The sequence below is a fragment of the Vibrio gelatinilyticus genome, from assembly GCF_022836845.1.
Taxonomy (GTDB): domain Bacteria; phylum Pseudomonadota; class Gammaproteobacteria; order Enterobacterales; family Vibrionaceae; genus Vibrio; species Vibrio gelatinilyticus.
Genome location: NZ_JAJNNZ010000007.1, coordinates 1 through 19,051, shown reverse-complemented (window position 1 = coordinate 19,051; position 19,051 = coordinate 1). Strand labels below are relative to the sequence as shown.

Genomic DNA, 19,051 nt, shown 5'->3' with positions numbered 1-19,051 from the left:
TTCTTGTAATAAGGAGAGGCGTTTTTTATCGATGTCGCCGAGCTTAAGGAGAAGCTATGAAGCCGAGAAGTGTCAAAACCACCTGTCCTTATTGTGGTGTCGGATGTGGTCTAGTTGCCAAATGTGTCAGTCACCCTAATCAAGCTTCCTCTAGCGGTGATTTTTCGCACCCGGCGAATATGGGGGCACTGTGTGTCAAAGGCTCCTCTCTAGATGAGAGTCATACAGGGCCAGCAAGGCTTTTATACCCGCAGGTCAACGGAAAACAAGCCTCGTGGCAAGAAGCTATTGATACCATCGCTCAGCGGTTCTACGACATTAAACAGCAACATGGTAGTGATGCATTGTCTATGTATGTGTCGGGTCAGCTACTAACCGAAGACTACTACGTTGCCAATAAGCTGATGAAAGGCTTTGTCGGTAGCGCCAATATTGATACCAACTCTCGCTTGTGTATGTCGTCAGCGGTTGCGTCTCACGTTCGCGCGTTTGGTGAAGATGTTGTGCCGGTGAATTACCAAGATATTGAACTTGCAGAAATGATTGTGCTGGTAGGCTCGAATGCGGCGTGGACGCATCCAATCGTATTTCGTCGCATTCAACAGGCAAGAGAGTCCAACCCGAACCTAAAGCTGGTGGTCATCGACCCGCGAAAAACCATGACCGCAGAACAAGCGGATCTGCACCTTCCTCTTTCAAGCGACAGCGATGTGGCACTGTTTATGGGGCTGGCTCGTTATTGTGATGATACTAAGCAGTTAGATACCGATTACATTAATCAGCATACGCAAGGCGCAGATGCGCTGATGAAAGCACTAAAACTAGCTTCTTGCTCGCTCGATGCTGTCTCAGAGCAAACCCAAGTCGACAAAACTAGGCTCAAACAGTTTTATCATTGGTTTGCGACCAAGCAGCGCGTGATTACGCTCTATTGTCAGGGCGTGAACCAGGCTGCTAATGGTACTGATAAGGGTAATGCCATCATCAACGCCCACTTGTTAACGGGTAAAATCGGTCGTGAGGGATGTGGACCATTTTCCATTACTGGTCAGCCTAATGCTATGGGCGGTCGTGAGGTGGGAGGCCTTGCCAATCAACTGGCCGCTCATCGCGGATTCGATCCTCAGTCAATTGAACAAGTTCAAGCTATTTGGCAGGCGCCGAATATGGCCACCAAACCGGGTCTAAAGGCCGTAGATTTGTTTGATGCGATAGAGCAGGGTGAGGTCAAAGCGGTGTGGATTATGGCTACAAACCCAGTGGTCTCTTTGCCGCAAAGCCAGAAAATCAAACGAGCACTAAAGCGTTGTGAATTGGTGATTGTATCGGATATTTGCGTCAACTCTGATATCGCTCAGTATGCGGATATTTTGCTACCTGCAGCGGGTTGGGGAGAAAAGCAGGGTATGGTCACTAACTCGGAGCGCATGATGTCTCGTCAGCGTGCGTTCTTGCCCATGCGAGGAGAAAGTAAGCCGGATTGGTGGGCGATCTCTAAAGTGGGGCAGGCATTTTGCTCCTTAATGGAGGTAGCCGATGGCTTTGATTATCAAAGTGAATACGACATTTTTAAAGAGCACATTGCGCTGTCGAGCATTAATAAAAGCGGCCCTTATATTTTTGAGTTGAGTGAGCTTAGTACGCTTAGTGAAGAAGAGTACAACAATTGGCAGCCAACTCAGTGGCCGCTGAACGGTGCTAGGCCGTTCGCCGATGGCTCGTTTTCGACCTCGTCTGGTCGTGCTAATTTGATTGTCCCCGAAGCCATTGAACAGTGTCTACCACGAGGTCACCAGGAGTTTATTCTAAACACCGGTCGAGATCGGGATCAGTGGCACACCATGACGCGCACAGGATACGTGTCATCGCTAACACAAAAAGAGGTGGAGCCAACGCTCTATCTTAATCCATTATCCATTGAGCGAGCAGAGCTAGCAACGAATCAGTTGGCACAAGTAACACTTCCAGATAGTGGCAACAGTATCGTGGTGCGAATTAAAGCGGATGAAGGTTTAGGGATGCATAGTGTGTACTTGTCGATGCATTGGGCTGGGGAGTTTGGTGCTGGCAGTGGTGTTAACCAAGTGACGGAGTCCGTTGTTGACCCCATATCCGGCCAGCCTGCGTTCAAATCAACATTGGTCAGCGTAAGGCCGTTCAAAATTGGTAGTTATATGGTTGCCATGGGCGAGGGCAGTGACAAGTTGCGTGATCGCACTGAGTTTGCGTCGATGCAAGTGACGAATACGGGCGGGTTTGAAGGTCGTTTGTGGCGCTATGCGAGTCAATCACCGCTCAATAAGCAGGCTTGGAACAAGGCGATAGGAGTTGAGCTAAAGGGCAAACTATTGGTCTTGGATACCGAACATGGCTGGGTCACGTTGAGCTGTGCCGACGGTGCTGAGCTTACAGTGAAGAGTGTGATTCAAGTGGAGAATAAAACGTTTGATGCTGATGTGGAGCAGCTCTCGCAACTGATTGGACAGCCATTTTCGCTATCAAAAACACTTAAAGCAATTCAAACCGGAGTGACCAGCAAGCTTGTATGTAGCTGTTATCGAGTGACGGAAAATCAGATTATTGACGCAATTCAAACCCAAAGTTATACCTGTATCGCCCAGTTACAAAGTGAGCTTAAATGTGGCAGCAATTGTGGCTCTTGTCTGCCTGAGGTCGAAAAGATTGCCAATCAACATTTTCAACATTCTCAGCATATTGATGTGATTGCTAAATAAGGAGTCGTAGCATGAAATTTCAAAGGCATGAGCACGCATACCGTCCACACCAGCAGCAAGATTCTGGTTTCATTGATGAATTGCCATACAAGTCAGAAAAAGGGTTTGTTTCTATAGTCGGTGCTGGGCCCGGTGATCCGGATTTGATGACAATGGCGGCACACAAGAGAATTGCACTGGCGGATATCGTGGTATACGACCGTTTGGTCAGCCAGCGGATTTTGGATTTGATCCCCAGCAGCGCACTTCGATTCTATGTCGGCAAGCGTTGCGGTATGCCGAGCCTTAACCAAGAATCAATCAATGCAATTCTCAAAGATTGCGGCCAGAAGGGGTATCGCGCTGTGCGGTTAAAGGGAGGAGATCCTTTTGTGTTCGGCCGAGGTGGGGAAGAGGCGTTGGCACTTAAAGCGGCGCACATCGAGTTTGAAGTGATTCCTGGTATTACCGCGGCGTTAGGTTGCTCGTCGAGTGCGCTGATCCCGTTAACGCACCGCAAACTGGCGCGCAGTGTCACCTTTGTGACGGGCAATGTGGTTTCTGGGGCTTTGCCTGCGTGGTCATCACTTATCGCTCAAGGACAAACCTTGGTCTGTTATATGGGATTGGAAAAAAGCCTCGATATTCAAAAGGGCTTGTTGCAAGCCGGGCTTCGTTCTTCAACCCCCGTCGCTATTATCGGTAAAGGTTGTAGCCCAGAACAAGAAGTATATACTTTCCAATTGTCGCAAATGAATCAAATTGCGGAACAGCTTCGTGGCTTGAGCCCAGCGTTGATGATCATCGGTGAAGTGGTATCGATCCGTCAGCAGCTTGTTGATGTAGCGAAAGAATATGTCCAAGACGAACACTTAGCATGGTTGCTTTGAAAGTGAACTTGGCGAGTAACATTAAGTAGGAGAAGATGTGTCGTTAATTCAAGAATGTATCCGTACGGTTGGCCGAGGTTCAAGAGGTCGAGGTCCGCTGACTCAAACGCAGGCGCGAGAAGTGATGACGGCCTTCATTAATGGCGAAGTCGGTGATGACCAAATGGCCATGCTGATGATGCTTATTCGGGTTCGTGATGAAACACCAGAGGAAATCGCCGGTTTTGTACAGGCGTTAAAATCCTCGCCTGACCGTTTTGCCGATCTGGATTGGCCTTTGTATGCGGGGAAACGTACCGGTCAAAGTTCAGGTTTGCCATGGCATTTAGTGGCAGCAAAGATTTTGGCTAACAATGGTGTAAAAATTTTGCTCCATGGCGATTTGGACAAAATGCATAATCGCTTGCACGCCCGAAATTTTCTAAACCACCTCAATATCAATACAGCGAGTAGCCTTGAGGATGCTAAGGAACAGCTAGAGCAGTTTAATATCGTTTATCTTCCTCTTGATAACTTTCTACCAAAAGTAAAAATGATGCTCGATTGGAAGCATCGCTATGGGCTCAGAACACCAGTCAATACGGTTGCACGCGCGCTCAACCCTGCAAATGCTCCTTTTGCATTGCGCGGTAGCTTTCATCCAGGCTTTCAAGAGCTACATGCCCAAGTAGAGTCGTTAGTGCATTTACCGACAAAGCAGACTCAGCGAACCGTCTCTTTTAAAGGACAGTCGGGTGAGACCGAATATAACCCGAAGGTGAGTCAAACTATTTGGTGGGCGGAAAACGGTATGGTGAACTCGAGTTATATCGAAGAGTGCATGATGAACCACAGCTCAATCTTGTGCCCACTAGGTACCTCTGAGGACGAGCAAGAGTTAATGTCCAGTACGGTTATAAGTACCATGACAGTGGCGTTGTTTGCGTTATGCGGTGATTGGAAGGAATCACAATCAAAAGCTCAGCAACTTTGGCATACATATTGCGTTGGACTAACGAGTGAAGGAACACTATGTTAGGGAAATCGTATGCCAAAAACACCAGTATTAGTCTGTTGCGATTCAATCGCCGAGCAGGCGCACATCAGCGCTAGGCTTGCCCAAGACTTTGATAAAATCATGGGCTGCCAACTGTCCCAGTTGGAGTCCATGCTTCAAAAAGAACCGTCATCCACTTTAGTCATTTCTTGGCAGCAACCATGTGCCGAATTGTCGCTGATCATTGATGTCGCGAAACAGAAAAAACGTCCACTTTTGGTTATATTGAAGCAGCTTAATAATGCTGATATCAATCGCTTACCTTTTGGTAACGACTATGTGTTGTTACCTCATGACTCTCAGTTTTCACTCAATGCTTGGGTAATTCACGCCAGACAGGTTCGAGAAAAATCGATTCAGGACGAACAAAAAATAGCAGCGCTAAATCTTAAAATCGAAGAGCGAAAAGTCGTTGAGAAAGCGAAAGGCCTGTTGATGAAACATCATCATCTTGATGAGCAAACCGCCTTCGCTGCACTACGAAAATCGGCAATGCAGTCGAGTTTGTCCCTTGGTCAAGTTGCCAAGAACCTTATTAACACCCTGGAATCGATTCATTGTTAGATACCACTTTAGGGTTAGGGGTACTTCATTCAATTGGTGCACGGTGCACACTGGAGAGGCAAGAAATCACTTTTTTGAAATGAAAATTCAACTAAGTGACTGAATTTAAAGTTTAATTACAATGTGGCACGCATATTGAAAGACTAATATCAAACACAATACCCCCCGCCCTTTCGTGGGCAGCTCCTGAACTCATCAATGGCGGTGAATGAAGGTTAGCAATGGCGCTACTGCTTGTATCTAGCAGTGGCGTCTTTTTTTTGGAAAAAATTTAAGCATTACATGGAGAGAGTGTTATGAAGAAATGGACTCAACGAGCAACTCAAGTCGGTAAGACGTTTCATCGCGTCAGCACCACAACTATTGCCACGGCAACGCTGTTAGTTGGCACATCAGCGTGGGCAGCGTTGGGCGAGCCAGAAATCGAAGAGCTTAAGTTTGGCTTCATTAAACTGACCGACATGGCGCCGCTTGCTGTGGCCTATGAAAAAGGCTTTTTTGAAGACGAAGGTTTGTACGTCACGCTCGAAGCGCAAGCTAACTGGAAAGTACTGCTAGACCGCGTAATCGATGGTGAGCTAGATGGCGCCCATATGTTGGCAGGTCAGCCACTGGGAGCGACGATCGGTATTGGTACCAAGGCGGAGGTGATCACCGCGTTCAGTATGGATCTCAACGGTAACGCGATTACTGTTTCTAATAACACTTGGGAAGCGATGAAGCCACATATTGCCAAGCAAGCCGATGGTAAGCCGGTTCATCCTATTAAAGCAGACGCACTAAAGCCCGTGGTTGAAGGGTATCTGGATGAAGGTAAACCATTCAATATGGGCATGGTGTTCCCTGTTTCGACCCATAACTATGAACTGCGCTACTGGCTAGCGGCGGGTGGGATCCACCCTGGTTACTACGCGCCAAAATCGGGTGATAACAGTGGTCAAGTTGATGCCGATGTCATGCTTAGCGTAACACCGCCTCCACAGATGCCATCGACAATGGAAGCGGGCACTATCGAAGGCTATTGCGTAGGCGAACCGTGGAACCAACAAGCCGTGTTCAAAGGCATTGGGGTGCCGGTGGTGACTGACTACGAGATCTGGAAAAACAACCCAGAGAAAGTGTTCGGCGTGTCCAAGTCTTGGGCTGAACAATACCCGAATACTCATATTCGCGTAGTGAAAGCGCTGATCCGTGCGGCGCACTGGCTGGATGAAAACAATAATGCAAACCGTCAAGAAGCGGTGAAGATGCTATCGAAGAGTGCCTACGTAGGTGCAGATGCGGAGGTGATCGCCAACAGTATGACTGGGACATTTGAGTACGAGAAAGGGGATAAGCGCGACGTGCCTGATTTTAACGTGTTCTTTCGTCACAACGCCACTTACCCATATTACAGTGATGCGATCTGGTACTTAACTCAGATGCGTCGTTGGGGACAGATTGCCGACTCGAAAGATGACCAGTGGTATACGGACATCGCAAAAGAAGTCTACCGCCCAGACATCTATCAACAAGCAGCTGAAGCGCTGGTGGACGATGGTGTATTAACGTCAAAAGATTTCCCGAATTTCAAAAAAGAAGATGGTTTTCGTGCGCCACAAACTCACTTTATCGACAATATCGTGTATGACGGCACGAAGCCGAACGAGTACCTGAAAAAGTTCTCTATCGGTCTTAAAGGCAACGACAAAGTTTAACCGAATAAGCCGAGAAGAAGCTAAGGAGAAAAGGCGATGGCAACGAACGTAATTTCACTTAAGCCAAGCCGTGACATGGTGGTGAACCGCAGCCGAGCGCTGCTGTTTCCCCTCATTGGGATACTGTGTTTCCTAATGATGTGGCATTTGGCAGCAAGACAGGTAGAGACGTCATTGGGTACCTTACCAGGGCCAGTTAAAACGTTTGAACAGTTTACAAATTTGGCCGTAGAGCACGTTGAGGAGCGTAATAAGGCCGAGGCATTTATTGAGCGTCAAGAAAAGCGTAATGCAGCGAAACTGGCGAAAAACCCGGATGCGAAAGTGAAGATCCGTCCTTATACGGGTAAGCCCACTTTCTTTGATCAAATCGGCACCTCGCTGATCACGGTGGCATGTGGCTTTATTTTGGCATCAGTGATTGCGATCCCGTTAGGTATCGTGCTGGGCCTCAATCAAGGCGTGTATCAGGCATTTAATCCGATTATTCAGCTTTTAAAACCGGTGTCACCACTGGCGTGGTTACCGATAGTCACCATGGTTGTCAGTGCCACGTATGTGAGTGATGATCCTTTGTTTGCGAAATCTTTTGTTAACTCACTTCTCACGGTAGCACTGTGTAGCTTGTGGCCAACGCTTATTAATACCGCAGTGGGGGTGACCAGCGTCGATAAGGATCTTCTTAATGTGAGCAAAGTGTTGAAGCTGTCTTGGTGGCAACACATTCGCACCATCGTATTGCCTTCGGCCATTCCAATGATTTTCACTGGTCTGCGATTATCACTCGGTATTGCTTGGATGGTATTGATTGCCGCAGAAATGCTGGCGCAGAACCCAGGTCTCGGCAAGTTTGTCTGGGATGAGTTCCAAAACGGTAGCTCCGCTTCACTCGGTCGCATTATGGTCGCAGTGATGACTATCGGCTTTATCGGTCTGCTGCTTGATCGCGGCATGCTGCTGTTACAAAAGCACTTTTCTTGGAACAAACAACAATCGCTACGCTAACTAGACACTGTTGCCAATTGATAAATAGTGCCTTGATTATCGAATAAGGAAGTTAATGATGTCGAAACCTTTACTTGACCTGACCCAGCTCGGAATGCGGTTCCCTACGCCACAAGGGGAGTTTGTGGCACTCAAGAATGTCAATCTTCAGATCCAAAAAGGGGAGTTTATCTCATTGATCGGTCATTCGGGCTGTGGCAAGTCCACGGTGTTGAACTTAGTGGCGGGGCTTCACTTTCCCACTGACGGCGGGGTCATTGTCGATGGTCGTGAAGTTGACGGCCCGGGACCAGAGCGTGCTGTCGTGTTCCAAAATCACTCGTTGCTGCCGTGGCTAAGCGTGTATGACAACATTGAACTGGCAGTGAAGCAGGTGGCTAAGGGGAAGGACAAGATATGGATCAAAGAGCAAGTTCATCACTATCTCGAACTTGTGGAAATGTCTCACGCCGCGGACAAAAAGCCCGACGAAATCTCCGGGGGGATGAAGCAGCGAGTGGGCATTGCTCGTGCTTTGGCGTTAAAGCCGAAAGTGCTGCTAATGGATGAGCCGTTTGGTGCGCTAGATGCTTTGACCCGAGCCAAGTTGCAAGATGCATTGATGGCGATTCAAGCCGAGCTAAACAACACCGTCATCATGATCACGCACGACGTTGACGAAGCGGTATTGCTGTCGGACAAGATTGTGATGATGACTAATGGACCTGCCGCGACGATTGGTGAGGTGCTTGATATTGACTTAGAGCGTCCGCGAAACCGAGTGGCCATGGCCGACAACACGCAGTATCAAAAATACCGCCAAGCTGTATTGTCCTTTTTGTATGAGAAACAAGCGAAAAACGAATTGTCAGTGACCGCGAGTACGAGCAAACAGCAAGACGCGAAAAAAAGCGCATAGGGAGAGCAGATATGGAGCATATCGTTGTAGTCGGCAATGGCATGGTTGGGCATCATTTTATCGCCCACCTAATTAGCCTGCAGGGACACTTAAATTATCGAATTACGGTTATTGGTGAAGAGCGTTATGCCGCGTATGACCGAGTTCAACTTTCATCACTCTTTTCTGGTAACTCCTACGATTCTCTAATGTTGGGTGATGAAGAGTGGTACCAAAAATACGGTGTTGAGTTGGTGCTGGGGAGTCGGGTTACCGCTATCGATAAGCAGAGCAAACGCATTACGCTCGATGACGAAGACATTCTCGGTTATGACCAGTTAGTATTAGCCACGGGCTCATATCCGTTTGTACCCCCCATTGAAGGCAAAGATCGCGACAAGGTGTTTGTCTATCGTACCTTAGACGACCTTTCCGCCATTCGTAAAGCGTGTGAAGGCGCGAAGACTGGTGCGGTTATCGGTGGCGGTCTACTGGGGCTTGAAGCGGCTAATGCTTTAAAACTGTTGGGGTTGAAAACGCACGTGATTGAGTTTGCTCCACGTTTGATGCCAGTGCAGCTTGACGATGGTGCTGGTGGTCTTTTGAAAGACAAGATTGAAGATCTGGGGCTTACAGTACACACCTCTACAGGTACTGATAGGATCTGTGATGGTGAAACGGCCTATCACCGTATGGTATTCAACGATGCAGAGCCGCTGGATGTGGATGTCGTGGTGTTTTCTGCGGGTATTCGCCCACAAGATGCACTTGCAAGAAAGGCGGGTATAGAAATTGGTGAGCGCGGTGGTATCGTCATTAACGACAACTGCCAAACCAGTGATGATGCTATCTACGCGATTGGTGAGTGTGCTCTTTGGCAAAATCGCATCTTCGGATTGGTGGCACCAGGCTATGCGATGGCGAGAACTGTTGCAGACCAACTGATGGGAAAAGTGGCAACGTTTGAAGGTGCAGATATGAGCACCAAACTCAAGCTGCTTGGTGTGGATGTTGCGTCGATTGGTGATGCGCAAATGCAGACTCCAGGTGCCAAAGAAATGGTGCTGCAAGACATGGCACAAGGGACTTATAAGAAGCTTGTGGTGGACGAAAGCTGTACTCGCTTACTCGGCGCGATTCTGGTTGGGGATACCACCGATTATGACTTGCTGTTGCAAGCTTACCTCAATGAGAAAACCTTACCGGAGCATCCTGCTGAGCTGCTGTTTGATACCAGTTCACTATCAGGCGGTGCTAGCGCGTCTACCATGATCTGTTCTTGTCACAATGTGACTCGCGGTGATTTAGTCGAAGCCATTCATGCTGGCGCCCACGATCTCGCGACGTTAAAAGACGAAACCAAGGCTGGTACGGGCTGTGGTGGCTGTAGCAACATGGTGAAAAGTGTTCTCGATGAAGAGTTAGTCGCAATGGGTCAAGAGGTGAACAATCACCTTTGTGAACACTTCGAGTTCTCACGACAAGAGCTATTTCACATTTGCCAAGTCGAATCGATCAAAAGCTTTGATGAGCTAATTGAGACGCATGGTAAAGGGAAGGGCTGTGATATCTGTAAGCCCACAGCGGCATCTGTATTTGCATCACTTTGGAATGAGCATGTATTAGAGGGCTCTCATCGCGGATTGCAAGACTCCAACGATCTTTTCCTCGCAAATTTACAAAAAGACGGCTCCTATTCTGTAGTACCTCGCGTGCCAGGTGGTGAAATCACGCCTGAAAAGTTGATTGTACTGGGTGAGGTGGCGAAGAAGTTCGACCTTTACACCAAGATAACAGGTGGTCAGCGTGTTGACTTATTTGGAGCCCAAGTCGAGCAGCTTCCAGAAATTTGGGACACATTGATTTCAGCCGGTTTTGAAACGGGCCACGCTTACGGTAAGTCGCTACGTACTGTGAAATCGTGTGTTGGCTCAACCTGGTGCCGTTACGGTGTCGACGATTCAGTGGGTCTCGCTATCGACCTGGAAAATCGCTATAAGGGTTTGCGTGCTCCGCATAAAATCAAGTTCGCGGTTTCGGGTTGTACTCGTGAGTGTGCTGAGGCCCAAAGTAAAGATATTGGTGTAATCGCTACCGAAAATGGCTGGAACTTGTACGTATGTGGCAATGGCGGTATGCGTCCGCGCCACGCTGATTTATTAGCCTCTGATCTGACGACGGAAGCCCTTGTCACTTTGATTGACCGAGTACTGATGTTCTACGTTAAAACGGGTGAACGTTTGCAGCGTACTTCGGTTTGGATGGAAAGCTTGGAAGGTGGGTTAGATTATCTGAAACAAGTGGTTATCGAAGACTCACTTGGGATTAATGTGCAGCTTGAAAAACAGATGCAACATATTGTCGATACTTATCAATGTGAGTGGAAAACCGCCGTTGAGTCACAAGAGAAACGCGCCAAATTCATGCCATTTATTAATAGTGACCAACAAAGTACAGACCTTGGTTATCAGCGCGTTCGAGGTCAAAGGATCCCTGTAACCATCGTTGACCCGCAATTGGAGGATTGATCATGTGGAATAAGATTTGTGATGTTACCGATTTGACACCCTATCAAGGGCGTGGAGCGCTGGTAGGAGATACTCAATTGGCGCTGTTTTATTTACCTGAGACCGAACAAGCGGTGTATGCCATTGATAATTGGGACCCCATCGGTGGCGCGTTTGTTTTGAGCCGTGGGATTGTAGGTGACATTGATGGACGTGATTGCGTTGCCTCACCACTGTATAAGCAGCACTTTGATTTGACCTCTGGAGAGTGTATTGAAGCCCCTGAAGTTGCCGTTAAAACATGGCAGGTTGAAATACGTGGTGAGGAAGTATGGGTGATGTCAGCTTAAACAGGGCGAATGGAACCATGAGGGGGGTGATTACTTCACCCTCATGAGCTGGTGAACAACCTCGCCAAGCTCACCCACAAGCAGTTGTGACGATGTCATCGTCACGGGTTTGCCGAACATATATTGAGTGTAACTTTTGCGTTTCATCCATGACAATGGGCTAGAAAACGGAACTTTATTGACCGCCAACGATGGGTTTTTGATAAATGGTTCAGAGAGATGCACCACCCCAAATGTGCGAGCGAAACTCGATCGCATCGGGATTGCAGTCGCTTTTTCACGATGTATGGACTCCCTCCCTTAAGAGGGAGCTAAAATTACTGGTGACTAAACCATAATCTTTAGGAGTCCATACATGAACAAGTCTACGACCATAGCTATTGATTTAGCAAAAAGCTCATTCCAAGTTTGTAAGCTAGTTGGCAATCATGTCGCTACAGAGAAATCATTCAGCAAAGCCAAACTAAAGTCTTGGTTACTCAAGCAACCTCCTTGCACTGTCGTAATGGAGTCCTGTGCTACTTCCCATTTTTGGGGGCGTTATTGTCAATCCATAGGGCATAATGTCATCTTGATCGCACCAAAGAACGTATCTCCATTTCGCACCAATCAAAAAACAGACAAAAATGATGCGATGGCCATTGCTGTCGCAGCTAAACAGCCTAATGTCCATTTTATTGCTGTCAAATCCGTTAGAGCGCAGTCACTTCAATCCATCGACAAAATGAGACAGCACTTGGTCGACACAATCACTGCTACAAGCAACATGATTAGAGCGCTTGTTGCCGAGTTTGGTATTGATATCTCACGTGGAACGTCCGCTTTTGGAAAGCAAGTTCCGTTTGTTTTAGAAGACGCCGAAAACGGGCTGCCAGATATAGTTAGAGAGCAAATATCGATGATGTATTGGCTGTATCAAGACCTTATTGAAAAGAAAGAGACAATCGCAAAACAACTCAACAATGAAATTCAGCAACAACCTGAATGTCGCGACCTCTCTGCTCTTGAGGGCGTGGGCAATGTCAATGCGCTGGCCTTGTATCTCGCCATAGGTGAAGGCGGCGGTAACTTCAAAAATGGCCGTGAAGCTTCAGCGTGCATTGGTCTAACACCAAAACAGTACAGCACTGGCGGCAAGACTGTACTTTTAGGCATTGGTAAAAAATTCGCCTGTAAACGAATACGAGCCAATTTGATTCAAGGTGCTCTCGCTTTTGTTCGGGTTGTCGACCGAAGAGAGCCTAAGACAACAAAAGAGGCTTGGGTCAAAAGCCTGATAGAAAGAGCTGGGCTTCGAAGAGCCGCTGTTGCGCTTGCCAACAAAACAGTCAGGACGGCATGGTCAATGCTCAATCACCACCAACCATACCAATTACCTGAACCAGTTTAAGAACCATATTTAGATTACAACCAAGAGTAAGACGAAAACAGGTAAGACCAACCCTAACGAGCCAGATCATCCTCATGGTACTAGGTACCTTTTTCGCGAAGTGGCATTAGGGTGCGAAAACATCAAGGGGCAGAGTTCGCAACTCAATAAGAGCCCGAATATGCGCATGCTTCCTACTTATTTTTGTCCTCTAGTTGCAATCTAACGGGAGTCCATATATGAGGGTGACACCAATAACCCAAAATCAAGCACACAGAATAGTTACAAAATTCTTATCGATAAGGCAGGCAAAATCGAAAAAACCGTCTTACGCTTAGAAATATAAATGCCGTGGAATCAATGAATTTTACTGTGATAGGAATTTACTATCGATAGTATCGGTAAATCCCATTTCGACCTTGTAGCAGATTGCGCCACAATAAACGGACTAGGTTTGATTATCGGGAGACAAAGGAGAGTGCTATGGAATCACTAAAAGTTAAAGACTATATGACTCAAAGAACCATTACTTTCACAAAAGATATGTCGCTAACCGCGGCTCTTGATAAAGTGATGCAGTCACCGATACTCGGTGGGCCGGTGATCGATGATAATGAAAAGGTGATTGGTTTTATTTCCGAGCAAGATCTCTTAGATAAATTGGTCAAAGTGAGTTACCACTGCCAAGATACACATGTGGTGGGTGACTGTATGTATGAAGAGGTTCTGTCTGTCTCGCCCGAGACATCGATCATTGAACTTGCGGATATGATGAAAGTCGGAAAGCCCAAGGTCTATCCGGTTATTGATAATGGAAAGCTTGTGGGGATTATAACACGTCGTGATGTCCTTAGAGCCATTGGCAAAAACCTCCAAGATTGTTTCCAGCATCCCGTCTAACCTTTACCATCCGAAAAAGAGCGCATTAGACGCTTTTTTATTGCATTTTCAACCAGTTGATGGGATCTGATCATGACGGATAGCTCAGCGAAGTTTGTTGAAGGTTCAACAATGCGGCACATATTGGTGATGTCAGGAGCCGGTTCGGTGGGATTGATGTCGCTGTTTGTCGTCGATCTGTTAGACATGCTATTCATCAGTATGCTCGGTCAGGTGGAATTAGCCGCCGCTGTTGGATTTGCAGGAACACTGCTCTTTTTTGCAACGTCAGTGTCAATAGGTACGTCTATCGCTATGGGGGCGTTGATGTCAAAGGCTATTGGTGCAAAGGATCTCGATTACGCTCGGCAAATTGGCAGTAGTGTTTTAGTCATTTCGTTTCTCATTAGTGCGGTGATAACCGCGACGATGTGTGTCTATATCCCCGAACTGCTCTCAGCGATTGGAGCCGAAGGCCGAGCCCACGAAAGAGCGCAGGCGTATTTGTGGATTATACTGCCAAGCACACCAATAATTGCCATAGGCATGGCAAGTGGTGCGGGCCTTCGAGCCGCTGGTGACGCTAAGCGCTCTATGTGGGCGACATTAGCAGGAGGGATCGTCAATGCCGTACTCGATCCATTATTTATCTTTGGTTTTGGCTGGAACGTTGAAGGTGCGGCCGCGGCGTCTGTTGTTGCTCGCTTCACCGTGTTTTACTTTTCTTTTTTTCCATTACTCAGAGTGCATCAATTACTTTCATGTCCGAGGATCCGAGAGCTTGTTGATAACAGCAAAGTGATATTGGCTATTGCATTGCCGGCCATTTTAACCAATACAGCGACCCCAATAGGCAATGCCATAGTGACCACATCACTGGCTCAGTATGGTGAAGACTTTATCGCTGGCTTTGCGGTGATTGGCCGCATTACTCCGGTCTGTTTCGCTGCAATTTTCGCGTTATCAGGGGCGGTTGGACCGATCGTAGGGCAAAATTATGGAGCCAAAAGAATAGATAGAGTTGAAGAAACTCTGCGTAATTCATTGATAGTCACTACCATTTATACCTTGCTAGTTTGCTTGCTGTTGTACTTTGCCCAAGATCTCGTGGTTAGCAGCTTTTCTTTGACAGGCGATGCTGCTTTGATCATGGCAACCTTTGCCACTTACATTGCCGTGACCTTTGTATTTAATGGGGCACTGTTTGTCGCCAACACTTCTTTCAATAACCTTGGTAAACCGCTTTATTCAACAGCGCTCAACCTTGGTAAAGCGACAGCGGGTACCTTACCTTTTGTATATTTGGGCTCCCTTTGGTTTGGGGCGCTTGGTGTTTTGTATGGGCAAGCTGTCGGTAATATTGTGTTTGGTATTATTGGATTGGCAGTTTTAAATTTCCATATTCGTGAATTAAGACAAACAGGTGAGTGTACTGGTGTGACGGATCCAAGTATGACTAGCGTAAATTCACAACCATTTTGCTCTCACGATGCCGTGCTTCTCGATGATGTCGCCAGCATTGAGGAAGAGATCCTAGATCCAAGTAAAACGTAAGAGTGATTGGCATAGTTGAATAAAACGTTTTTCTCCTTGACCTTGGAGTTACCTCCAAGGTTTAAACTGTCTATATAGGAGAGGAAAGGAGAAGCCTATGTGTATGAAACATGAAGCGTGCCGCTCACAAAAGATAAGTACGGTTCGTCCGATACAAAGCTCTTGCGCAGCAGCAAAGCCGCTGGTGGCAACGGCAACTGAAGTGGCCAGTGATAGCTGTTGTAACCATCAATCTGACGGGTGTCTGTCTGAAGATATTGACGACCCCCTTGTGAATGAGGGGCATAAAGAACAAAGCATTGTAAAAACCTGGAAAGTCGCAGGTATGGATTGTCCATCCTGTGCTCGTAAAGTAGAAAAAGCGACGGGTTCACTGCCCGGCGTAAGTAGCACTAAGGTGCTTTTTGCCACTGAAAAATTAGTGGTGAGAGTCGATGAACTGCGATACTTAAGTGATGTCGAATCTGCAGTAAAATCGGCTGGATTCAGGCTCATTTCAGCCGCTGATCAGTCAGCTAACCTCAAGCAATCTTCCCAGCCGCGCTGGATTAATTTTCTGAAAGAGAACTTTCACATCAGTGCCATTACACTTGGTATGACGCTAGCGGCTTTAATGCAAACAAATCAGCCTGTCTTGAGTGAGAGGATTTTCGCGTTAACTTGCCTATTGGGGTTAATGCCTATTACATCAAAAGCATGGCGATTAGCACGCTCAGGCACTCCGTTTTCGATAGAAACTCTAATGAGTGTCGCCGCATTAGGAGCCCTTTATTTAGGCGAAACGGTTGAGGCCGCAATGGTTCTCTTGCTTTTTTTGATTGGCGAGCGCTTGGAGGTATTCGCGGCCTCAAAAGCAAGAAGTGGTGTAACGGCGTTAATGTCACTGGTACCAGAACAAGCCACTGTTGTTGTTGAAGATAAACGCAGTGTGGTGAGTGCGTCGCAGTTAAATCCAGGCGATATAATTGAAGTTGCACCCGGTGATCGTTTACCGGCCGATGGTGTTCTTGTTTCGTCTTCAGCGAGTTTTGACGAAAGTGCCTTGACCGGTGAGTCATTACCCGTCGAGCGTGAAGTCGGTGACAAGGTGATGGCAGGCGCAGTGCTTGCTGACAAGGTTGTAACTTTACGAGTGACCTCTAAGCAAGGCGAGAATGCTATTGACCGCATCCTTCATTTGATAGAAGAAGCGGAATCACGTAAAGCACCGATCGAGAGATTTCTTGATAGATTCAGTCGCTGGTATACCCCGCTGATGATGTTGGTATCACTGCTCGTCATCGTCACTCCTCCTTTATTGTTCGAGCAATCTTGGGATACATGGATTTATCGCGGACTCGCACTGTTGCTCATCGCGTGTCCTTGCGCCCTTGTGATCTCGACGCCAGCAGCGATTACATCAGGGCTAGCCGCAGCTGCAAAACGTGGCGCTTTGATCAAAGGTGGTGCGGCACTAGAGCAGCTCGGTAATATAGAAGCGGTTGCCTTCGATAAGACTGGCACGTTGACGTTAGGCCGTCCTGCGGTCACGAATGTTATTACCTTCGACAAGATTAGCGAGCTGGAATTATTGGAAGTATCAGCGGCAATAGAAATGGGTTCAAATCACCCCTTAGCAAGGTCACTTGTCCAATATGTCGAGGACAAAGACATTACCATCCCGCAAGCGGACGACAAACGAGCCTTAGTAGGAGCTGGTGTTGAAGGGCGCATTGGAGACAGGCATTTTTCTTTGATGTCACCGTCTAAACTCGACGTTGACGTTGACGTTGGCGTTGAAATTGAACAACAGATTGCTCAGTTAGAAAGTGCAGGAAAAACAGCCGTAGTACTCATTGAAGGACAATCAATATTGGGCCTGATTGCATGGCAAGATGAAGTGCGTCGAGAAGCAGCAGAGGCGATAAAAGCACTCTCACGACTTGGTATTCACTCGGTTATGCTAACAGGTGATAACGAACGAAGCGCTAAAGCGATAGCAGAGCCTCTGGGAATGGACTACCAGGCATCTTTGCTACCAGCGGGAAAAGTGGCTTATGTTGACGAGCTAAGCGAAAGTCAGCGTGTTGCAATGGTGGGGGATGGTATTAATGATGCGCCGGCAATGAAGGCTGCAAACATTGGTATTGCGATGGGAGGCGGAACAGATGTCGCCCTAGAAACTGCGGATGCTGCACTCACTCATAATCGTTTGCTTGAGTTACCTACAATGGTAGAGCTCTCAAGAGCGACACTTAATAATATCAAACAAAATGTAACATTAGCATTGGGCTTGAAAGGGGTGTTTCTCGTGACGAGTTTATTTGGTATCACCGGGCTTTGGGTAGCAGTGCTAGCTGACAGTGGCGCCACTGCGTTGGTCACTCTTAATGCTTTGAGACTGTTACACTATAAAACAAGAACGCAAGATTGAATGTCCATAAAGCCGCCAGATTATAGCGGCTTTTTTTACGACTGATGTAGTAAGGCTTGTGCAAATCTCAAACCAATAGGGTCACATTATGTGATGCCAACCGATTTTATCTGCAATGCGTTGTAATTTGCAGTGATAAAACGTGACATGCGTACGGTCTTGGCCGGATTTATCTTATAAGCTTTATCAGGTATCCAATGTGAAGAAAGGAGTAACCCATGTCTCAAGCAGTATTCCACCTAGGTGTAACAGAACAAGATTTACAAGGCGCGACATTAGCGATTATTCCAGGTGACCCAGCTAGAGTGCAGAAGATTGCTGAGTTAATGGATGAGCCTGAGTTTTTGGCGAGCCATCGTGAATATACGGTCTATCGTGCCAAGTTAGAGGGGCAATCTGTTATTGTTTGCTCAACGGGCATTGGTGGCCCTTCGACGTCAATTGCTGTTGAAGAGTTGGCTCAGTTAGGGGTAAGAACATTTCTACGCGTTGGCACAACAGGTGCAATTCAACCGAACGTGAATGTGGGCGATATGATCGTGACAACAGGCTCTGTGCGTCTTGATGGTGCGAGTTTGCACTTTGCACCGATGGAATTTCCGGCAGTCGCTGACTTTGATGTTGCCACTGCAATGAAGCACGCGGCATTAGAGCAAGAGGCAACGGTTCATACCGGAGTGACGGCATCGAGCGATACTTTCTACCCAGGACAAGAACGTTACGATACCTTTTCTGGTCGCGTGGTTAAGCGTTTTCAGGGTTCGATGCAGGAATGGCAAGATATGGGCGTATTAAACTTTGAGATGGAGTCTGCCACACTCCTTACTATGTGTGCTAGCTCAGGGTTAAAAGCAGGGTGTGTTGCTGGTGTTATTATCAACCGCACGCAAAAAGAAATTCCAGATCATTCGACCTTAAAAGAAACGGAAACACGTTCAATTAAGGTTGTTGTTGAAGCGGCGCGCAAGATGTTGTAACTGATTTCAATATTCTGTAACTGATAAAACTCTTCGTTGGTGCGAAGAGTTTTTTATTTTGTTGTATTCAAAAAAAACCTCTCGACTTAGCGAGAGGTTTTTTGAAAGGTCAGGAAAAGAAATTAAGCTTTAGCTGTTTTCTTCTTTTCAATCTCAGCTTTTGCTTTCACAAAACGCTCAGGAAGGATTTGCGTCGCAAATACATCTTCTACTGTTTCT

Annotated in this window: 15 protein-coding genes; 14 read left to right on the top strand and 1 reads right to left on the bottom strand. The window is 47.1% G+C overall.

The genetic code is table 11. From position 1 onward, the window contains the following. Nucleotides 1–56: 56 nt before the first annotated feature. From LNL84_RS10285 to nirD, 9 genes are all read left to right on the top strand, one after another. On the top strand, nt 57–2,735 hold the full coding sequence (locus LNL84_RS10285) for a nitrate reductase (RefSeq protein ID WP_244357158.1): 2,679 nt from the start codon (nt 57–59) through the stop codon (nt 2,733–2,735). Nucleotides 2,736–2,746: 11 nt separating this feature from the next. Continuing rightward, nucleotides 2,747–3,604, top strand: a complete 858-nt coding sequence (gene cobA / locus LNL84_RS10280) for a uroporphyrinogen-III C-methyltransferase (RefSeq protein ID WP_244357157.1) — start codon at nt 2,747–2,749, stop codon at nt 3,602–3,604. A 37-nt stretch (nt 3,605–3,641) separates the two neighbouring features. Next, the gene (locus tag LNL84_RS10275; RefSeq protein WP_244357156.1) at nt 3,642–4,622 is read left to right on the top strand and encodes a glycosyl transferase family protein; all 981 of its coding nucleotides are present in this window, start codon (nt 3,642–3,644) and stop codon (nt 4,620–4,622) included. Nucleotides 4,623–4,631: 9 nt separating this feature from the next. Continuing rightward, complete coding sequence (locus LNL84_RS10270; RefSeq protein WP_244357155.1) at nt 4,632–5,204, top strand: ANTAR domain-containing response regulator; 573 nt, start codon at nt 4,632–4,634, stop codon at nt 5,202–5,204. A 296-nt stretch (nt 5,205–5,500) separates the two neighbouring features. Further along, a complete protein-coding gene (locus LNL84_RS10265) occupies nt 5,501–6,901 on the top strand; it encodes a CmpA/NrtA family ABC transporter substrate-binding protein (RefSeq protein WP_244357154.1) in 1,401 nt (466 codons plus the stop codon). A 36-nt stretch (nt 6,902–6,937) separates the two neighbouring features. After that, nucleotides 6,938–7,906: an ABC transporter permease gene (locus LNL84_RS10260; RefSeq protein ID WP_244357153.1), complete on the top strand. Its 969-nt coding sequence runs from the start codon at nt 6,938–6,940 to the stop codon at nt 7,904–7,906. Between the two features lie 58 nt (nt 7,907–7,964). Beyond that, on the top strand, nt 7,965–8,804 hold the full coding sequence (locus LNL84_RS10255; protein ID WP_244357336.1) for an ABC transporter ATP-binding protein: 840 nt from the start codon (nt 7,965–7,967) through the stop codon (nt 8,802–8,804). An 11-nt stretch (nt 8,805–8,815) separates the two neighbouring features. After that, the gene (gene nirB, locus LNL84_RS10250) at nt 8,816–11,311 is read left to right on the top strand and encodes a nitrite reductase large subunit NirB (protein ID WP_244357152.1); all 2,496 of its coding nucleotides are present in this window, start codon (nt 8,816–8,818) and stop codon (nt 11,309–11,311) included. 2 nt (nt 11,312–11,313) lie between these two features. Next, nucleotides 11,314–11,640: a nitrite reductase small subunit NirD gene (gene nirD, locus LNL84_RS10245; protein ID WP_244357151.1), complete on the top strand. Its 327-nt coding sequence runs from the start codon at nt 11,314–11,316 to the stop codon at nt 11,638–11,640. Nucleotides 11,641–11,670: 30 nt separating this feature from the next. Here nirD and LNL84_RS10240 read toward each other — a convergent pair whose 3' ends face one another. After that, nucleotides 11,671–11,898, bottom strand: a complete 228-nt coding sequence (locus LNL84_RS10240; protein ID WP_244357150.1) for a hypothetical protein — start codon at nt 11,896–11,898, stop codon at nt 11,671–11,673. 97 nt (nt 11,899–11,995) lie between these two features. On the opposite strand from LNL84_RS10240, the gene LNL84_RS10235 reads away from it, so the two are divergent. The 5 genes from LNL84_RS10235 to udp all read left to right on the top strand — a co-directional run bounded on the left by LNL84_RS10235 (nt 11,996) and on the right by udp (nt 18,832). Next, nucleotides 11,996–13,030 (top strand): IS110 family RNA-guided transposase, encoded by a 1,035-nt coding sequence (locus LNL84_RS10235; protein WP_244357149.1) that lies wholly within the window; start codon nt 11,996–11,998, stop codon nt 13,028–13,030. 462 nt (nt 13,031–13,492) lie between these two features. After that, nucleotides 13,493–13,909, top strand: coding sequence for a CBS domain-containing protein (locus LNL84_RS10230; RefSeq protein ID WP_244357148.1), 417 nt, complete (start codon nt 13,493–13,495; stop codon nt 13,907–13,909). Between the two features lie 72 nt (nt 13,910–13,981). Continuing rightward, nucleotides 13,982–15,442: an MATE family efflux transporter gene (locus LNL84_RS10225; protein WP_244357147.1), complete on the top strand. Its 1,461-nt coding sequence runs from the start codon at nt 13,982–13,984 to the stop codon at nt 15,440–15,442. Nucleotides 15,443–15,539: 97 nt separating this feature from the next. Further along, nucleotides 15,540–17,855, top strand: coding sequence for a zinc/cadmium/mercury/lead-transporting ATPase (locus LNL84_RS10220; protein WP_244357146.1), 2,316 nt, complete (start codon nt 15,540–15,542; stop codon nt 17,853–17,855). Between the two features lie 218 nt (nt 17,856–18,073). Next, nucleotides 18,074–18,832: a uridine phosphorylase gene (gene udp / locus LNL84_RS10215; RefSeq protein ID WP_244357145.1), complete on the top strand. Its 759-nt coding sequence runs from the start codon at nt 18,074–18,076 to the stop codon at nt 18,830–18,832. The last annotated feature ends 219 nt before the right edge of the window (nt 18,833–19,051 follow it).

Excerpts from the sequence above, each read along its gene's own strand:
- LNL84_RS10285 (WP_244357158.1), top strand. The coding sequence starts at position 57 with ATGAAGCCGAGAAGTGTCAAAACCACCTGTCCTTATTGTGGTGTCGGA.
- cobA (WP_244357157.1), top strand. The coding sequence starts at position 2,747 with ATGAAATTTCAAAGGCATGAGCACGCATACCGTCCACACCAGCAGCAA.
- LNL84_RS10270 (WP_244357155.1), top strand. The coding sequence starts at position 4,632 with ATGCCAAAAACACCAGTATTAGTCTGTTGCGATTCAATCGCCGAGCAG.
- LNL84_RS10265 (WP_244357154.1), top strand. The coding sequence starts at position 5,501 with ATGAAGAAATGGACTCAACGAGCAACTCAAGTCGGTAAGACGTTTCAT.
- LNL84_RS10260 (WP_244357153.1), top strand. The coding sequence starts at position 6,938 with ATGGCAACGAACGTAATTTCACTTAAGCCAAGCCGTGACATGGTGGTG.
- LNL84_RS10255 (WP_244357336.1), top strand. The coding sequence starts at position 7,965 with ATGTCGAAACCTTTACTTGACCTGACCCAGCTCGGAATGCGGTTCCCT.
- nirB (WP_244357152.1), top strand. The coding sequence starts at position 8,816 with ATGGAGCATATCGTTGTAGTCGGCAATGGCATGGTTGGGCATCATTTT.
- nirD (WP_244357151.1), top strand. The coding sequence starts at position 11,314 with ATGTGGAATAAGATTTGTGATGTTACCGATTTGACACCCTATCAAGGG.
- LNL84_RS10240 (WP_244357150.1), bottom strand. The coding sequence starts at position 11,898 with ATGCGATCGAGTTTCGCTCGCACATTTGGGGTGGTGCATCTCTCTGAA.
- LNL84_RS10235 (WP_244357149.1), top strand. The coding sequence starts at position 11,996 with ATGAACAAGTCTACGACCATAGCTATTGATTTAGCAAAAAGCTCATTC.
- LNL84_RS10230 (WP_244357148.1), top strand. The coding sequence starts at position 13,493 with ATGGAATCACTAAAAGTTAAAGACTATATGACTCAAAGAACCATTACT.
- LNL84_RS10225 (WP_244357147.1), top strand. The coding sequence starts at position 13,982 with ATGACGGATAGCTCAGCGAAGTTTGTTGAAGGTTCAACAATGCGGCAC.
- LNL84_RS10220 (WP_244357146.1), top strand. The coding sequence starts at position 15,540 with ATGTGTATGAAACATGAAGCGTGCCGCTCACAAAAGATAAGTACGGTT.
- udp (WP_244357145.1), top strand. The coding sequence starts at position 18,074 with ATGTCTCAAGCAGTATTCCACCTAGGTGTAACAGAACAAGATTTACAA.